Origin of the sequence: Acidithiobacillus thiooxidans ATCC 19377 (assembly GCF_009662475.1) — a bacterium.
Classification (GTDB): Bacteria; Pseudomonadota; Gammaproteobacteria; order Acidithiobacillales; family Acidithiobacillaceae; genus Acidithiobacillus; species Acidithiobacillus thiooxidans.
On sequence record NZ_CP045571.1, the window covers coordinates 645,847 to 661,881 of the forward strand.

Annotated in this window: 13 protein-coding genes; 3 read left to right on the forward strand and 10 right to left on the reverse strand. The window is 53.8% G+C overall.

Annotated elements, in window-relative coordinates; translation table 11 throughout:
• Positions 1–15 precede the first annotated feature (15 nt).
• On the reverse strand, positions 16–2,094 hold the full coding sequence (locus GCD22_RS03450) for a transglycosylase domain-containing protein (RefSeq protein WP_226859262.1): 2,079 nt from the start codon (positions 2,092–2,094) through the stop codon (positions 16–18).
• Positions 2,091–6,074, reverse strand: coding sequence for an alpha-2-macroglobulin family protein (locus tag GCD22_RS03455; RefSeq protein ID WP_244947570.1), 3,984 nt, complete (start codon positions 6,072–6,074; stop codon positions 2,091–2,093). The genes GCD22_RS03450 and GCD22_RS03455 overlap by 4 nt, the downstream gene beginning before the upstream one ends.
• 236 nt (positions 6,075–6,310) lie before the next feature.
• Between GCD22_RS03455 and GCD22_RS03460 the strand changes: the two genes are divergently transcribed.
• On the forward strand, positions 6,311–7,279 hold the full coding sequence (locus GCD22_RS03460) for an IS110 family RNA-guided transposase (protein ID WP_211371688.1): 969 nt from the start codon (positions 6,311–6,313) through the stop codon (positions 7,277–7,279).
• Here GCD22_RS03460 and GCD22_RS03465 read toward each other — a convergent pair.
• Positions 7,246–7,521 (reverse strand): hypothetical protein, encoded by a 276-nt coding sequence (locus GCD22_RS03465; RefSeq protein ID WP_153940427.1) that lies wholly within the window; start codon positions 7,519–7,521, stop codon positions 7,246–7,248. The genes GCD22_RS03460 and GCD22_RS03465 overlap by 34 nt on opposite strands.
• Positions 7,522–7,667: 146 nt before the next feature.
• On the opposite strand from GCD22_RS03465, the gene GCD22_RS03470 reads away from it, so the two are divergent.
• Positions 7,668–8,900 carry an IS256 family transposase gene (locus tag GCD22_RS03470; protein WP_306670500.1) on the forward strand — a complete coding sequence of 411 codons (1,233 nt, stop codon included), beginning with the start codon at positions 7,668–7,670 and terminating at the stop codon, positions 8,898–8,900.
• A 6-nt stretch (positions 8,901–8,906) separates the two neighbouring features.
• Here the strand turns inward: GCD22_RS03470 and GCD22_RS03475 are convergent, their stop codons facing one another.
• Positions 8,907–10,226: a hypothetical protein gene (locus GCD22_RS03475; protein WP_226859266.1), complete on the reverse strand. Its 1,320-nt coding sequence runs from the start codon at positions 10,224–10,226 to the stop codon at positions 8,907–8,909.
• A 251-nt stretch (positions 10,227–10,477) separates the two neighbouring features.
• Between GCD22_RS03475 and GCD22_RS03480 the strand changes: the two genes are divergently transcribed.
• On the forward strand, positions 10,478–10,750 hold the full coding sequence (locus tag GCD22_RS03480) for a hypothetical protein (protein ID WP_010641848.1): 273 nt from the start codon (positions 10,478–10,480) through the stop codon (positions 10,748–10,750).
• A 38-nt stretch (positions 10,751–10,788) separates the two neighbouring features.
• Here GCD22_RS03480 and GCD22_RS03485 read toward each other — a convergent pair whose 3' ends face one another.
• The 6 genes from GCD22_RS03485 to GCD22_RS03505 all read right to left on the reverse strand — a co-directional run bounded on the left by GCD22_RS03485 (position 10,789) and on the right by GCD22_RS03505 (position 15,816).
• The gene (locus tag GCD22_RS03485) at positions 10,789–12,081 is read right to left on the reverse strand and encodes a Y-family DNA polymerase (RefSeq protein ID WP_081576813.1); all 1,293 of its coding nucleotides are present in this window, start codon (positions 12,079–12,081) and stop codon (positions 10,789–10,791) included.
• Positions 12,082–12,083: 2 nt separating this feature from the next.
• Complete coding sequence (locus GCD22_RS03490) at positions 12,084–12,554, reverse strand: LexA family protein (RefSeq protein ID WP_081576814.1); 471 nt, start codon at positions 12,552–12,554, stop codon at positions 12,084–12,086.
• Between the two features lie 88 nt (positions 12,555–12,642).
• Positions 12,643–14,229, reverse strand: coding sequence for an APC family permease (locus GCD22_RS03495; protein WP_081576815.1), 1,587 nt, complete (start codon positions 14,227–14,229; stop codon positions 12,643–12,645).
• A 38-nt stretch (positions 14,230–14,267) separates the two neighbouring features.
• Positions 14,268–15,098, reverse strand: coding sequence for an outer membrane beta-barrel protein (locus GCD22_RS03500; RefSeq protein WP_244947571.1), 831 nt, complete (start codon positions 15,096–15,098; stop codon positions 14,268–14,270).
• Positions 15,099–15,109: 11 nt separating this feature from the next.
• Complete coding sequence (locus GCD22_RS18350; protein ID WP_244947572.1) at positions 15,110–15,418, reverse strand: hypothetical protein; 309 nt, start codon at positions 15,416–15,418, stop codon at positions 15,110–15,112.
• Between the two features lie 149 nt (positions 15,419–15,567).
• Positions 15,568–15,816 (reverse strand): hypothetical protein, encoded by a 249-nt coding sequence (locus GCD22_RS03505; protein ID WP_140390916.1) that lies wholly within the window; start codon positions 15,814–15,816, stop codon positions 15,568–15,570.
• Between the last annotated feature and the right edge of the window lie 219 nt (positions 15,817–16,035).

Consider the following 16,035-nt stretch of genomic DNA (forward strand, 5'->3'; position numbering starts at 1 on the left):
CTCACCCACATCCGTTCAGCGGACGTTATTACCCCACTCCGCATTTGCTGCGCTTATGGGTAGCACTGCGCGTAAGGCGCGTTTGACCAGTTGGCCACTGGCATCGAGAACGCTGAGCTGATAAAAACCGGCCACCGCTGGTGTCCAGTCCACGCTGCGTAACGCCGGGTTGGAGTCAAGTGGGCGACCGTCCAGCAGAAAATGAAAGGGCCGATTTCCGCCAATGATGCGAATGCTGACCGGTTCGCCAACTGTCAGCTGGCTTCCCGGTGCGGGAGAGGCAATTTCTAAAAGCGTACCCATGGGCTGGCGTTGCAAGGTCAGGGAACGGGTCGTCGGATGGATATCAATCGGCTGCCCCGGCAGAATGCTGAAAACCTTGGCGAGGATGGGGATGGCGGCGAGCGCTGTGTCACCGGGCAGGGCGGCGCCATTGGGTTGACCAATCCAGACTGCTGCGGCGTAGCGGTGATTATATCCCATGGCCCAGTCGTCGCGATTTCCGGCGCTGGTGCCGGTTTTCCAGGCAATGCCACCAGGACCACCAAAAGGGAAGGAACGATTGAGGATGGCGGTGACATCTTCTGCTGCATAAGGGGATAACAGACGGCGTGCGCGGCGATGTTGGCCAGCAATCAGGTGCAAGCGTTCGACGACACCATCGTTAGCCAGTCCGGCGTATAGTGCCAGCAAGCGGCGCATGGAAATGCCGGCACCACCCAGGGCCAGGGGCAGGGCGGGATCCGCGCCATAGGGGAGCAGCAACTGCGTACCGGCAGCCCGCAGATGTGCCGCAAAGCGCAGGGGGCCGTAGGCTTCGATAAGATCTACGGCCGGCACATTCAGGGAGCGTCGTAATGCGGTAGTTGCGGTGACGACCCCCATATAGCGGTCATTATAATCATTAGGTTCATAAGCGCCGAAATTGCTGGGAAAATCAGCTACATTGGTGCTTGGGCGGATGATTCCGGCTGCAAAGCCGAGGCCATATAAAAATGGCTTGAGGGCGGAGCCCGGAGACCGAATAGCGCGGGTCATATCGACAAAACCATCGCGCTGGACATTACCCCAATCACCACTATAAATCGCACGGATGCCTTTTGTCTTGAGGCTGACAACCACAATAGCGATGCTCTCCGAGGGGGCCATCTGCTGCAGGGCATGTTGGGCGATGTCGGCCACCGCGCGATCCATGGGCGCATCAATTGTGCTATGCGTCCCGCTGGGTAGTGTCGAGGCTACCTGGGGAGAAAGCAGAGGCATGGGATAGAGCCGTTGCGGCAGCGCTGTTGCCAGAGCGCGCTCCAATGCTGCCTTCGAAATAATGCCCCGGCGTTGGGCTTCGCGCAGAATCTGATTGCGGGTGGCAAGAGCCGCGCGAGGGTGGGTCAATGGATTCAGCCGATTAGGATTGCGCACCATCATGACCAGAAAAGCCGCTTGTGCCGGACCCAAGGTGCGTGGAGACTGATTGAACCAGGCATGTGCAGCCGCCTCGATACCCTGAATGTTGCTCCCCTCAGGAGCCAGTGACAGCCACATGCCCAGCACCGCAGACTTGGAATAATGTTCATACAGCGAAATAGCCTGCAGGGCCTCCACTATTTTGACGGGCAGGGTGCGCGGTGCCGGATGGAGCATGCGGGTGACCTGCATGGTGAGGGTGGAAGCGCCGGAAACTACGTGCCCCGCCATGATCATCTGTCCAGCAGCACGGATGATGGCCAAGGGATCAATACCGGGGTCCCAGGCGAAATTATGGTCCTCAATGGCGATCAGCATCTGGATCAGGACCGGACTGACCCGCTTTGCGGGCGTGGCAAAAGCCCATTGCTGTTGGTGATTGAGAAACATACTCAACACGTGGCCGTGGCGGTCGTAAATGATGCGCCCCTCCTGCTTCAGCGTCTGGGTATCGGGCGGCATAAACCAGGCAATGACGGCCACCAGAATGATGCTGAGCAGCAGCCAGTGTCCGCAGCGACGCCACCAGGCGTAGCGGCCCCGAGGCCAGAGGCAGCGTCGGCCCCCGCGCAAAATGCTCGAAAATATTCTGTCCGTCCTGCGCCCACTCATAGACTGTAGACTGTTCATGAAGCTGGCGCTGCTGTCACGCTGACCTTGCGCCCAGCGCTGCGGGCGAAGATGGAAGGGTGAAACATGTCGCTTAGCGTAACGCCGGGCAGAAGATAATGCCCCGGAGTGACGGCGCGCAACAAAATGGCCGTCTTGAAATCGGGTATCCCGTCGCCGTCGAAAGCCTGACTGTCTTTGGGGGCCATTTTGAAGGCGGCTTCGTAGCGGTCATCGGTAGCCGCAGTGGCTTCCGGAGTGCTGAGGTTTTTGAGCCAGGGCAGCCCATGCACCTTGCCCGCCGAGAGGTCGCCTGCCAGTTCCCAGCCCGGTGGCAGACCCATGTTGAGCAGTGCACGATGGGGTAAATTATCGCTGATGCTCCCTTTCAGAACGACGACGAAGACGGTGTTCTGCGGCAGGGAGTCAGGCTGCAGGGGCTTGCCCGAGAGTGAATAAAAAGCCTGGCTGACAGTCATCCCCTGGTCGGCGGCCGGAGGGGGGCTGCTGGTGATGCCGGTCGTGCTGAGGGCTACTGTCAGGGCTTTGCTGCCAAGATTACGGATGTTGATTGCCTGTCTCAGAGGCAGAACAACGGGTCCAGTCTGCTGGATGGTTCGCTGACCCCATTGCACATGCACTGGTTGATTGTTGCCGCCTAGTACGCCATCGGCGTAAAGCGCCCAGGCGAGTTCCTGGGTCGTCAGACTATCGGGTTCCAGTCCTGCGCCGGGCAGATTCTGCCGTAATTTGACCATGGCATCGGGCATCAGTCCGGTCTGGGCAATGATGGTCGGTACTGCCCAGGCATCCCGTAAAGGTGAACCGAAGGCCGCATCCCAGTCTGAGCGTCCCCACCACCAGTCGCCGCCAATGGGTCCCTGACTTTTGATGGCTTTTTGCAAGGCCTGCTCGGCCAAATGGCGTTCGCCAATGGTGTTCAATGCCGAGCCCAGTTGTGCCAGGGCCAAGGGCATGGTGAGTTGATCCATGTGTCTTGCCAGCATACGGATGGCTCCTGCTGGCGCTTTCCCAGCCAGACTCAGGTCGTAGACTGCATAAATGCGATCAAATACCGGATGGTTTTCCTCTTCCACCTCATTACTCAGCCAGTGCAGGGCCTGGTCGATGGTGGGTTGCGGCACCGTTGCACCGGCTTTTTGAGCGCGCAGGAGAAATTCTGTGGCAAAAGCCGTGAGCCAGGGCTGGGCGTCACCATTATTGGACCAGAGCCCGAAAGCGCCATCATAACGCTGATCATTGAGGACCTGATTCACGTAATCCTGAAGCTTGGCGGCTTGTTCCGGGGTGATGAGCGGAGACTTCAGAATGGTCAGTGGTAAACCCTGGCTGGCAGCATTGAGCAGTGAATGGCAATGCCAACCCTGATACAGCGCCTGCACGTAGACCTTGGGGTTGAAGGGCAGGGTGTTGCCCAATGTGACCGCAGTGGTGCTGGAACCGGGAATGAAGCCTTGCAGATCCGGCTTGAGGAGATGCTGGCTTCCGGCTACCAGGGTCAGCCTATGATTTTTGGAAACCGGGGGCTGGGTAGAATGCACGACCATATCCCAATGGCGGATGAGTTGGTATCCACCTGGGCCGGTAATACGTAGGGTTAGATGAGCGGTACCTTCACCCGTACCGGTCAGGGTAACCGGCAAGAGATGCATGGCCTGCACTTTCAAAAAGGTTTTGTGCTGTCCATTATTCCCGACCTGAATGGGTCCGGTAGCGGTGACTACACTTTGATAGTCGCCTGCGGGCAGCTTCAGGTTCTGCAGCATGAGCGTGGCCTCGGCGCCATCACCGGAGGACAAAAAGCGGGGCAGCAGCAAATTGGCGATGAGCCGGTTGCGGACGATGATGTCGGCATTGCCAGCACCCACCGCATCTCCCTGCCAGGTCACGGCCATGAGATGTAATGCGCCATTGAACTCCGGAACATCAATGGGAAGTTCCGCAAGCCCGGCACTGTTGGCCTGCACCGGACCGGCAAATAGTGCCACCACCTTCTGGGGAATGGGACGCACGGCCGGGCCGAAGTTGGCCCCGGCGCCATTTTGCAGGAGTGCCTCATAGCCGGTAGGTCGCGCCAGTAGCGCAGCGTAGTTGTCTGCTACGCTGATATCCAGCCGCCGTTTCCCGAAAAAATGATGCAGCGGATTCGGGTTGGGAAACTGGGTAAGGTTGAGAATTCCCTGATCGACGGCCGCCAGCGTCACGTAGGCACCGGGTCGGGTTTTAACAGGAATCCGGATGATTTGACGGGGGCGATAAACAGGCTGCACATCAAAATGAACGGGGATGGCGCGCTCGCCAGGCTTGAGGCCCAGCCAGGTCAGGCCGATGGCGCGTTCTGGTGCCTCGCTGGCGCTGGCCGGCCGAAACACATCGACCAGCGCATAAGCACCTGCACCCCAGTTTTTTTCCACCGGGATATGCAGGGTGATACCCCCTTTGGGTAAATTGAAATTTTTCAGGGACAGAATTTTGTCGTTGGCGAGCACCAGTACGGCTGGGCCGCCAAAGGGGGCGTCAATATGGATATCTGCCGTGCTGCCCGCCGCATATTCTGCCGTGTTACTGCGTACTGAAACCCGTTGGGGTACGCCCGGATTGGCACTGGTCTGCCAGCCGGAGTAAAAAATCGCGGAACTGGCTGCCAGCCCACCGTGCGCCTCAACAACCCGCAGTCGGTAACGACCATAATCCAGCACCGGCAATTGCAGGGTATAGGTATGACCGGCGGGTAAGCTGATATTTTTCTTCAGTACAGGATGGTCAACGTAGCTATATCCCCAGCTGGCTACGCCGTGTTGCATGGAAATGTTCCATTGCGAAGACTGTCGGACTACTTCGATTTGTACGGGCATGGCGCTGGGCTTGCCGTCTGGTGCCAACGCCACAATATGAAACTCCGGTATTTTCCCTGCGGCTACCGTGTCATTTTTAAAAGCATTTTCGATGCCAATAAGGGGATGGTCGGGGGTTACCGGCAAAACGATTTCGCTGCTTACCGGACGGCCAGAAGGCTCATTGATGGATACCGCGACATGCGCTTCAAGAAAACGGGTACTGTCCGGCAGTTTTTGTAAATTGATGGGTACTTGTGTCTGACCTTCAGCATCGGTGTCCGGCAGTGTCGGCTCCTGGACCGGGGCGGTAAATATTTCGCTATGTAGCCCGAACTGATAGTTCTGCCATTGCGGATAGGGCGTAGGACCACTGCTCAGGCTGATCCGCGCCGTTCCCGACAAATGCCCACCCGGAGCGCCATAAAGATAACGTGCCTCTACCGGCCACTGCAGGGCTTGTCCGGCCGGAATGGGCTTGGCTGTTCCCAGTTTGACAGCCAGAGTTGGCGGTACAAAGGCAGATACGGTAAAGCTTTCCTGCGCCAGGGCAGGCTCCTTGAGACCGGTCGCCAGACTCACACTCCAGTTGCCATCCTGAGCGGCCAGGGGTAGTTTGACGGGTACGGCAATGGCATCATCGTCAGACAATTTTGGAACCGTATCCAGAAATACCTGCCCACCGGGCCGCCGCACAATGAGATGTAGAGGCAAATTCAGCGGTTGACCTGCGGCGCTGCGATAAATGGCCGCCACATGGACCGTCTCGCCAGGGCGATAAATGCCCCGGTCCAGCCACAGGAATGGACTGACCGGTTGCAGTGCCGGGCGTCCGGAAATGCCGCGCCCGGACAAATTCAGCGGCGAGTTTTCGAGATTGAACAAGGTAAATTCATTATCCGGCCCATAAATGTGCAGGGCAGCCGGGCTTTGCCCACCACTGCCCTGGAGAATGGGTTTGGGGAAAAAGGCAATGCCATCGGCGTTGGTCTGGACGGTCTGGAGGATATCATTGTCCTGGGCAATGAGTTTCACACTGACGCCACTCCAGGGGCTGGCATCCGTATAATGGCGGATCTGCACATATAATCCATTGCGGCCCTGCCAGACGGTAGGTGCCAGATTGGTGCGCAATACCAGTTGCACGCTTATGTCTTGGAGCCAGTCAGTATGTACTGGTACCCTTCGGCTGATCCCCGGAGTGAGGCAGATCAGATTGTTTACACGCTTGGGGCATGACTCCGTTAAACAGATTAATCGACTGCCTCAACTTTGCCACCCAGTTCGGACGGTATCCGAGGCCTGCATTGCGCATGAGCCTGCACAGATAAGGATGAACCGGCATGGTCCGTAGATCGCCATGATGCTAGTCAAGGAGGTTTATGATGAATCCAGTTTCCTGTGTTGGTATTGACGTAGCGAAAGCCAAATTCGATGTTGCCCTGCTGAAACCCAATGGTAAATATCGCAGCAAGGTCTTTTCCAATAATTCTGAGGGGTTCCGGCAATTCCTGGATTGGTTGGAGAAGCAGGAGGCCCTCAAGGCTCATCTCTGCATGGAAACGACTGGCGCCTATGGCCGAAGCCTGGCGCGCTTTCTGGCGCAGCAACAGTTAGTTATCAGTGTGATGAATCCTGCCTTGATTCACGCCTTTGGTAAAACCGAGCTTTCCCGGGCCAAAACAGACAAAGCGGATGCTCGGCTCATTGCCCGCTATTGCCAGATGCACCGACCTGCCCCTTGGGTGCCACCGGCAGAAGCCATTGTGACTCTCCAGGCTTTGGTGCAGCGTCTGGACGACCTTCTGGGTATGCAGAATATGGAAAACAATCGCCTCGAAATGGCAGAGCCTGCCGCTCGCGCGTCCATTGAAGCCCTTTTGCTTACCATCCATCAGCAAATTGACGCCGTCCGCCGACAAATCCAGGATCATATGGATGATCACCCGGACCTGAAATCCCAAAAGGCGCTTCTGCTGAGTATTCCCGGCATCGGCGAGGCTACCGCAGCTATGCTACTGGCTTTCCTCAGTCCACTCACGCGCTTTCATTCCGCCAAACAGGTCGGCGCCTATGCGGGACTCAACCCGCGTATTCGTGAGTCGGGCCAGTGGGCCGGTAAAAGCCATATTGCCAAGGCAGGCAATGTTCTTCTACGCAAGGCGCTGTACCTGCCAGCCGTAGTGGCCAAGCGTTACAATCCAGCGATCGCCGCCTTTTGCGATCGGTTACTGTCACGGGGTAAATGTCCTATGCAGGTGATCATTGCCGCCATGCGCAAGCTCCTGCATATCACCTATGGCGTCCTCAAATCCGGTCAGCCGTTCGACCCTGAAAAAGCTCTTGCATAGGCGTCATCAAGACGGTATCTGTTCAGGCCGCCGTTAGGGTTGGGCGTACCATCTCCCGGACTGATCTCAATGGCATAGAGCCCGGGTTTCTGCAGGATTTTGGGCAGTGGCAATATACTGTGCATCAAACGGTTGGCGCTGAAATGCGGAATATCCGCGCTGCCTTGCCAAATCGTCAGGCTGTTCTGGTTGTTCAGGGTGGATTCGCTCTCGTCCTGGTTCAGCAGTGGGTGGTTGGCCACAAAAGCCGAGCTATGCTCGAAAGTGGTGTACGGGCGCGTTACAACTGGCTTGAATGAGGTGGCGTACTGTTGCTACAAAGGGTTTCCGACTCAAAGAGCAACATAAGGAGTACGCCGTGGAAAAGAATACCGTAATAGCAGGTGGGATGGGAGAGTTGGGTCTGGGCATTGAAGGGATACTTCGACGCGCGGCACGCTCTCTGATTGAGCAGGCCATAGAGGCAGAGGTGGCGGTATTGCTGGAAGAATTTGCGACAGTGCGGATGGTTGATGGGCGTCAGGCGGTCGTGCGTAATGGGCATCTGCCGGAGCGCGAGATCATGACCGCTCTGGGTCCGGTACCCGTCAAAGTACCCAAGGTGCGGGACCGCTCAGGATCGGGGATCAAATTCAATTCGGTACTGGCGCCTCCGTATGTACGCAAATCACGAACGGTAGCCGCTACAGTACCTTGGCTCTATCTGCATGGGGTGTCTTCCGGCCACATGCAGGAAGCCCTTTCCATTTTGCTGGGTGATGAGGCCAAGGGACTTTCACCTGCGGTGTTGGGACGTCTCAAGGCGGAGTGGGCGCAAGAGTATGCCCATTGGCAACACCGCTCCCTACAGGGAAAGCGCTATGCTTACTGGTGGGTAGACGGTATTTATACGAACCTCCGTGCGGAGGAGGATCCGCGTATCTGCCTGCTGGTGATTATCGGCGTGACGGCAGAGGGCAAGAAAGAGCTGGTCAGTGTCAGTGACGGCCTGCGCGAATCCAAAGCTTCCTGGCTGGAGATCCTGCGTGACCTGCAGGCGCGCGGTCTGGAGGCGGCCCCTTTGCTCGCCATTGGGGATGGTGCCATGGGGTTTTGGGCCGCACTGGATGAAGCCTATCCCGAAACTGGTCAGCAACGCTGCTGGGTGCATAAGACCGCCAACATTCTCAACGAACTTCCCAAAGCCCAACAGAGCAAAGCCAAGGCAGCGTTGCAGGAAATCTGGATGGCCGCCAATCGCCAGGCTGCGGAAAAAGCACTGGACGTGTTTGTGCGCAATTACCAGGCAAAGTATCCCAAGGCCGTGGCTAAACTGGAAAAAGATCGGGCTGAATTGCTCGCTTTCTATGATTTTCCAGCCGAACACTGGCGGCATATCCGGACCACCAATGCCATTGAGTCCACCTTCGCTACGGTACGCCACCGGACTACCCGGACGAAGAACTGTGTATCACGCAGCAGCTTTCTGGGATTGGGTTTCAAGATGCTGCAGCAGGCTGAAAAACGCTGGATTGGGATTTATGCTCCAGAGAAAGTCCTGCAGCTTTTTGCAGGGGTGAAATTTATCGATGGCTTACCGGCTAACCTCACCCTGCCGGATGATCAACAGACCGCCGCCTGATCTATGTCAGAAAATGCTCATACACCAGATTTGACTATAGCTCACAAAAGCCAGCAAGGCACGTTCTGGTACCCGATTGATTTTCAGTTTAACTCTGGAAATATTGATACTGGAAAAACCTACGGCGGGGGGCAGTGATGCCGGGATAATGAAGCGCCCGGTATCGGTGATGATGCTGGGAGAACGGTTGGGCAGGGACAAGGTGACTGTTTGCGCCTTGGTCAGAACAGCGCCGGCAATGGCGGGCAGACCCGCACGGATATGCATCTGGGTACTGCTGCCAGCGGGCAGGCCGCTGATGCAGATGCCGCCATTTTCGCGAACCACGGCGACATGCGCCTGGGCAGGCGAAAAAGTCACCCAGTTGCTGGCATGAAAATCAGGGGCCTCGGAGAGTGGGGCTGTAAACTGGACGCAAGTACGGGTGGGGAACTGGTTGGTATCGGGTGTGATTTTCTGAACCTTGAAACCGTAGTGCATTACGGTTTTTTTCAGATCGACAGCCACTTGGGCATTGCCGGGATAAGCGCGATACATGGCCTCGAGCAGATGAATTTCACCGAGATGATCGTCCTCTGCAGCCAGTGCTTTCTGCAGAATCTGCAAAGTCGGAAGCAGGAGGGTGACATCCGGTTTCTGGCTGTAGATATTACGATCATAAGCCAGATAGGCAGCATATTTAGTCTCTTTTGCAGAGGTCCGATCCCGCTTTTGCAAGGCATCGGCCATATGCCACCAGATTTGTGGATCGGTATTGTCTTCGAGGGCAATGCGTTTTTGGTAGTCGGTGACGGCTGAAGACCAGTCTCCTGCCGAGTAGGCCTGATCTGCCTTGCTGAGCGCGTCGCTGCGCTCTTGTTGTTTCCAGCTTTCATATTGCTTTTGCAGGGTTGCAGCCTGAGCCGTATTTCCGGATTGCAGGGCATTAAGAATGGCTTTTTCCTTATCCTGACATTTTTTGCGGAAACTTTGGCCCGGCGCCGAAGACTCCAGCGTGCTGGCATAGTTTTCGGCGTCATTTCCCAGCCCGGGCAGAGTCCGGGATAAGTTGACGACCGGGACGGTAGTAGCCCTTGGCTTGGAGATGGTGGATGCGGCAGGAAGCGTATTATTAGCGTTGGTTACTTCAGAGTGATTTGGAGCCTGGGGTGGGGATGTTTTGCCGGCATGATCTGCGGATCGGGATGTTTGGTTGTTATGGGTCTTGGACGAATGGGCTGTTGCGTCTTGTCGGGCACTGAAAGCCCAGGCCGCAAAAGCGATGAGTACCAGCAGTAATGTGATGACTATCCATAGGAGCCGGGAACTGATTTTATGCTGAGTCATATATTCTCTCTATGTAATCTGCCGGATAGATTGTCAAAATGTGTAAGAATTTGCCAGAAAAAATCAACCGCTCCCGATAATTGTGAATAATAATTTAAACGTGTTCAGGGGACAACGTGGAAATGAGTGGCAATTTCAGCAAAACTAATACGTGATATACTGTTTGCAGTAGATTTTCGTTTCGGCCTATTTAATTGCTGCGATGTCGTTGTTTTATTTATTACTGTTCCCGTTAAATAATAGGAGTGTTCATGTTTGCCCTTAAAGTTTTATTCGCCGATGAAAATGCCGCCAGGGAAGCCATTTCCAGTATTCGCGAGGCCGGGATGGAAAAGCATGCGGATCATCCTGATTACTATGCAGCGCTGCAAAAACTGCTGCAGCAGCCTTTACGGTGCAGCCCCGCTGTTTTTGCCGAGAAGGACGTCATTTCCTGTGAGTTTTATGGTTTTGACGAGAAGGAGTCGGCGATGGTGGAAGCGGCTTTTCTGGATGTAGGGGCGCTGGAAGTGGTTGTCGAATAGTCGGGTAACGGCTGGCGGGTTCCCGATTCATTGGGCAATCAACCCGCCCGTACCACGGGAATGTCTGACCACGCGTTCAGATAACGGGGGGAGCGGTTACCGGCACGCATGGCCCAAGCTCTTTCGGCCCGCAGCCCGGCTACCCCGAATCCTGGAGCCGCTTTACCGTAACGCTTTTGTAGCAGCGTAAGCACATCAGCCAAGGCTTTTTTCTGTGTATCGCCGGGTGTGGCCGCATCGTCTTCCGGGGTAAACAGGCTTTGGGTTTCGGGCATGTTCACGTCCTGCAAGGCACTCAGCAAAATGCCGGATTTGATATAGCGCACGCCTGGTCGATAGGCTTCTGCCAGCGCGGCCTTGACCGCCTGCCACAGATCCTGGTAATGATTGCTTGGATTCGCCAGCGGGCGGAAGGCTACTCCCGAATAATAACGTCCCCGATGGGGCGATCTGCGAATTTGTATCTGGACGCCTTGGGCTTTTTGACCGTCCTGCCGTAACTTTGCGGCGCAACGCTGGGTATGCACGGACAAACTTTCTTCCAGATCAGTAAGGCTTTCCACGGCTTGGCCGAAAGAACGACTGCATTGAATATGCTGCCTTTTCTGGGGTATCTGTTCCAGCTGCAGACAGGAAATACCCTGCAACTCCTGCTGGGTACGGGCTAACACGACGCCATAACGTTGACGGATAGCGACGGGATCCGCCCGTAAAAATTCCGCAATCTGCTGAATATTCTGGCGGCGCAGGGACTCGCCGAGCTGTCTGCCGATACCCCAGACCGCATCAATAGGGGTATCCTGAAGCCACTGGACCTTCTGGTTGTCGGGAATGCTGTCCCAATCACAAACGCCTTCTGCCACGCGCCCTTTTTTAGCCCAGTGATTGCAGAGTTTGGCCAGGGTTTTGGAAGGACCCATGCCGACACAAACGGGCAGGCCCAATTCCTTGCGAACGCGATGCCGGACTGCACTGCCCCAGTGCAGCGCTTCCTTTCCGCTGACCGGAATATGCAGAAATGACTCATCAATGCTGTAGATTTCCTGCGCAGCGCTGAGGCTGCCCAGCAGGCGCATCATTCGCGCCGATAATTCTCCATAAAGGGCATAGTTGGAAGACAGTACGACTACACCCTGCTGTTTGGCCAGCTTCTGCCACTGAAAATAGGGGGTGCCCATGCCGATTTTCAGGGCCTTGGCTTCGGCGGATCGGGATACGGCACAACCGTCGTTATTGCTGAGGATGACCACGGGGCGGCCCTCCAGTTGTGGCGCAAACAGGCGTTCGCAGGACACGTAGAAATTGTTGGCATCCACCAATGCAAAGCGCATGTTTACTGCCCCAGGCTATGAATCACATGCCGCACCACACCCCAGATAAGCAGTTCCTGTTCGGGGTCCAGCAAAATGGGTGGGTACGCACTATTGCCGGGCAGCAAAGCGGGCTTCCCGGTGTGTTTTCCCAGCTTCTTGACGGTCAGTTCTCCATCTATGGCGGCAATGACAATATGACCTTCCCGGGCATCAATGGCACGATCCACAATCAGCAGATCACCATCGTGGATGCCATAGTCCAGCATGGAATCGCCGGAAACTTTCAGAAAAAAACTGGCATCGGGGTGAGGCAGCAAGTGTTCGTGTAAGTCCAGAGACCGTTCGACATGATCATCGGCAGGAGAAGGAAATCCGGCTGGAATGCGTGATGCGTACAACGGTCTTTTCAAAGGTGCAGGTTGGCTTGGCGGGTAAAAAATGATTGGTTCACCCTCCGCCTTGTCGGCCCCGCTGGATGTTGAATACCCCATGATTTTCACTCCGCTATAGGAATGCTGAATATAATAACAAAAAGCCCCCTGAAAGGGGGCTGACAAATAATCAAATAAAAAAGATTATTTACAGGTCGATGCCTTCATGATCCATGGCCGCAAAATAATCGGTAACGCGGCCATCCGGAACGGTGACTTTCAGTGCCCAGATCATGCAGATAATGGCCAGAATGGCGACCAGCAACATGGACAGATAGAAAGGAATATCCCCGGATCCCCCCAACACCTTGGGTCCAAACCAGGAAAGTACCCAGAGCCCGATAAAATAGGGAAATATCCAGGTAATATGTTTGAAACCGAGGGGCTTGTCACCGGATTTACCCCGAATCAGGTGCACAATCCAGTAAATGAAGAGAATGGCAAACAGGACGCCAAAAATATAGGAAAGCGCCTGCAAACCACCCCAATACGCCACCAGTGAGGAGAGAATAAAGGCAATGGGGGCGATAACGTGCGCTCCCCAAAGGCGGAAGGGTCGCTTCAGGTCCGGTACGGAACGGCGTAACTGCAACAAGACGATGGGACCAATGCCGTAGGTAATGACTGAAATGGTGGTAATGAAGCCCACCAGCTTTTGCCAGGAAGGAAAAGGCAGAAAATACAGACAGCCAATGACATAAGCGACAATGACACCCACCCAGGGCACGCCACCTTCACTGATTTTGGTGAAGAAGCTCGGCCCTGCCTTGACTTCGCCATTGGCGACTACGGCGCGCGCCGCTGAAGTAGCATACACAAGCGCCGTGCCGCCGGGAGAAATGAGCGCATCGGCATAAATCAGCACCGCCAGCCAGGTAATCCCGAGCATGCCGGCAACTGCCGCGAAGGGACCAAATACTCCAGTGAAACTGAGCTTGGTCCAGCCCTGGGTGAGTTGATCGGGTGGCATGCTGACCAGAAAAGCCCATTGCAAGCCTACATAAATGACTGCGCCAATCACAATGGCACCAATGACTGCCATAGGGATATGTTTACCCGGATTTTTACTTTCCCCACCCAATTCAATGGCCTGTCTGAAGCCTAGGTAACTGAAGACAATGCCTGAAGAAGCTACAGCCACAAACATGCCATGCACATTTTCCTTCATATGTATGATATGAAGATTTTCCGGGTGGTAGGAAAACGCTACCAAAACGATGATGGTCAGAACGGGAACTGCCAGCTTCCACCAACCAAGGCCCGTAAATATCTGGCCGATGCGTTTTATGCCCAAAAAGTTAAGTAAAAACATAATTCCCAGCAGAACAACAGCAGCAATTAGACCAAGTCCGCTGAGCAGTCCGGTATTGCCTTGTAAAAGACCGGGAATATAGTTGTTGGCATAAGTGAGTACCGCCACGACTTCCACAGGAGCAATGGCAATATAAAACATGAACAGTAGCCAGGCCCAGATTTTGCCGAGCAGATTACCATGAACCACATTGGCGATATGCGCAGCGGCACCCGCACGCGGAAATAACGGACCGACTTCGGCGTAGGTCAGCCCTAGAAACAGGATGGTAACCGCACCGATGACCCATGAGAAAATGCTGAGGGGGCCCGCGATTTGTGCCGCATCCAGTGGGCCAAACAACCAGCCTGACCCAATGATGCCCCCCAGGCTGGCAAAAATTAACCCTGAAAATCCTACCTCTCTTTTTAATTTCCCAACCATTTTATGTACCTCTTATAGTGGTAGAAACAGACTATGGTTTACAACAGGAAACCGGTATTTATCATTGCCACAAATTGGTTGGGTTGATTACCATTCTGCCCAAAGGCTTCCCCGGAAGTAATGTGATAAGCATGTACGTAACTCAGGTCTCCTTCAATAAACCAATGTTTATATTGATAAATTGGAGTAAAAGTCAGTGATACAGCACGACTTCCAGGCCCGTAACCCATCTCGTTCCCGACAAGTGTTGTTTGGTTGTTTCCAGTTCCGAATGTGCCAGTATCACTATAGGCCATGTAATCCAGACGTGCACTGAGTGAATAATGCTTGGTGAACGCATAGTTCCCATCAATGCTGGCACCATATTGATTACCATCATTCAGATTATCAAAATTTCTACCGTTTAGTAGTTTTTGATATTGCAGGTAAGCGAACATATTCCATTTTGTACCGCTATAGCTATAGCCAAGCAGATAAAAATCAGAGTTATCCAGTGGACCTATGTAGCTGGTATGCCCTAAATTGCCGCCGCCTTGTAAATAAAAAGTGCTGCTGGCACTGGGTGAATAAGTGAGCTGGCCCACTGCCCAATTGAAGCGTTTGGAGTAGTAACCGTCAGTCCAGGCCAGAGAAGCGGAAAAAGGACCAGCACTGTAGTTAGCCTGTATCCCACGGCTGATAGTCTGCTGCTGCCATCCATCCAGTCCAAATTGCACATTATACGAATCAGAAATCAGTCCCGTCAGTGGGGTGATACCTGTAATAGCCGGAAGCTTGCCAATTTGTACATTGAAGTTTTTGCTGGGTGTGATTTGTAGATAAGCGAGCGGAAGCGCACCAAAAAGATTAGTTGCAGTCCCCGTAGACATTGCAGGTTGTCCTACACCATATAAATTATAGCACCAGCTTCCAGATAAAACTGGATGAGACCATGGGTTTTGGCTACAGAGACCAATCCGTCAGTGACATTGGCACTGAAATATTTACCGGCGGGACCCGATGCGTCGTAACGATTGCTTTGCGCCCGGCCGTTAACACTAAGGATTCCTCCTACGGATAGTTCTCCGAGTGGGCCCGCATTGATATGAACGCTGGGCGGCATGGCGGGAAGGACGGCAGCCTCTGCGAAAGGACTCACGAAAAGGGCTGCTAATGTGCTCAGGATTACTTTACGGTTGTTAAGCGACATTGAGTTTCTCCTTGTTTGAAAAAAACCAATACAATCTACGCAAAAAACATTCCAATTGAACAGATTCTCGTCTACAGTACTTTGTGTTGTATGGCTAACATTTTGATAGTTATAAATTAATTGTACAGATGATGCCTACTAAGTCATGGTTAACCAACAACAAGACGATTGCCAACTATACCACGAATAAATATTTCTGCACCAAAATAGGGCTTGTCTTGCACCAATATAAGGATATTCTGTTTTTTTGGGCCAAATGGGTGCCCGAAGTTCAGAAATATTCGTTGCCTTTGAATCGGCAGGGCATCAATTCTGCAGCGGTTTGGATATGCTGCATTGCCGGTTGAATTGTTGATGTGCTTCCAGAGGCATATAGATGCCATGAAATTTCTTTTCATGGGTAGAATTCTGACATGCCAGCAAAAAAGATAAAATGACATGGTCATATCGAATTCTTATCTCATGGTTAAATGATGATCAAACTTACTGATGTGAAATCTGCTGGCGATATTACCTATAAGCCAATGAAAAAATTAATAAAATACGTTATTATATGTGACTTATTTTAACAAATTAAAATTGATATTATTTTGTATTTGACAATAGGTTAAAACTAT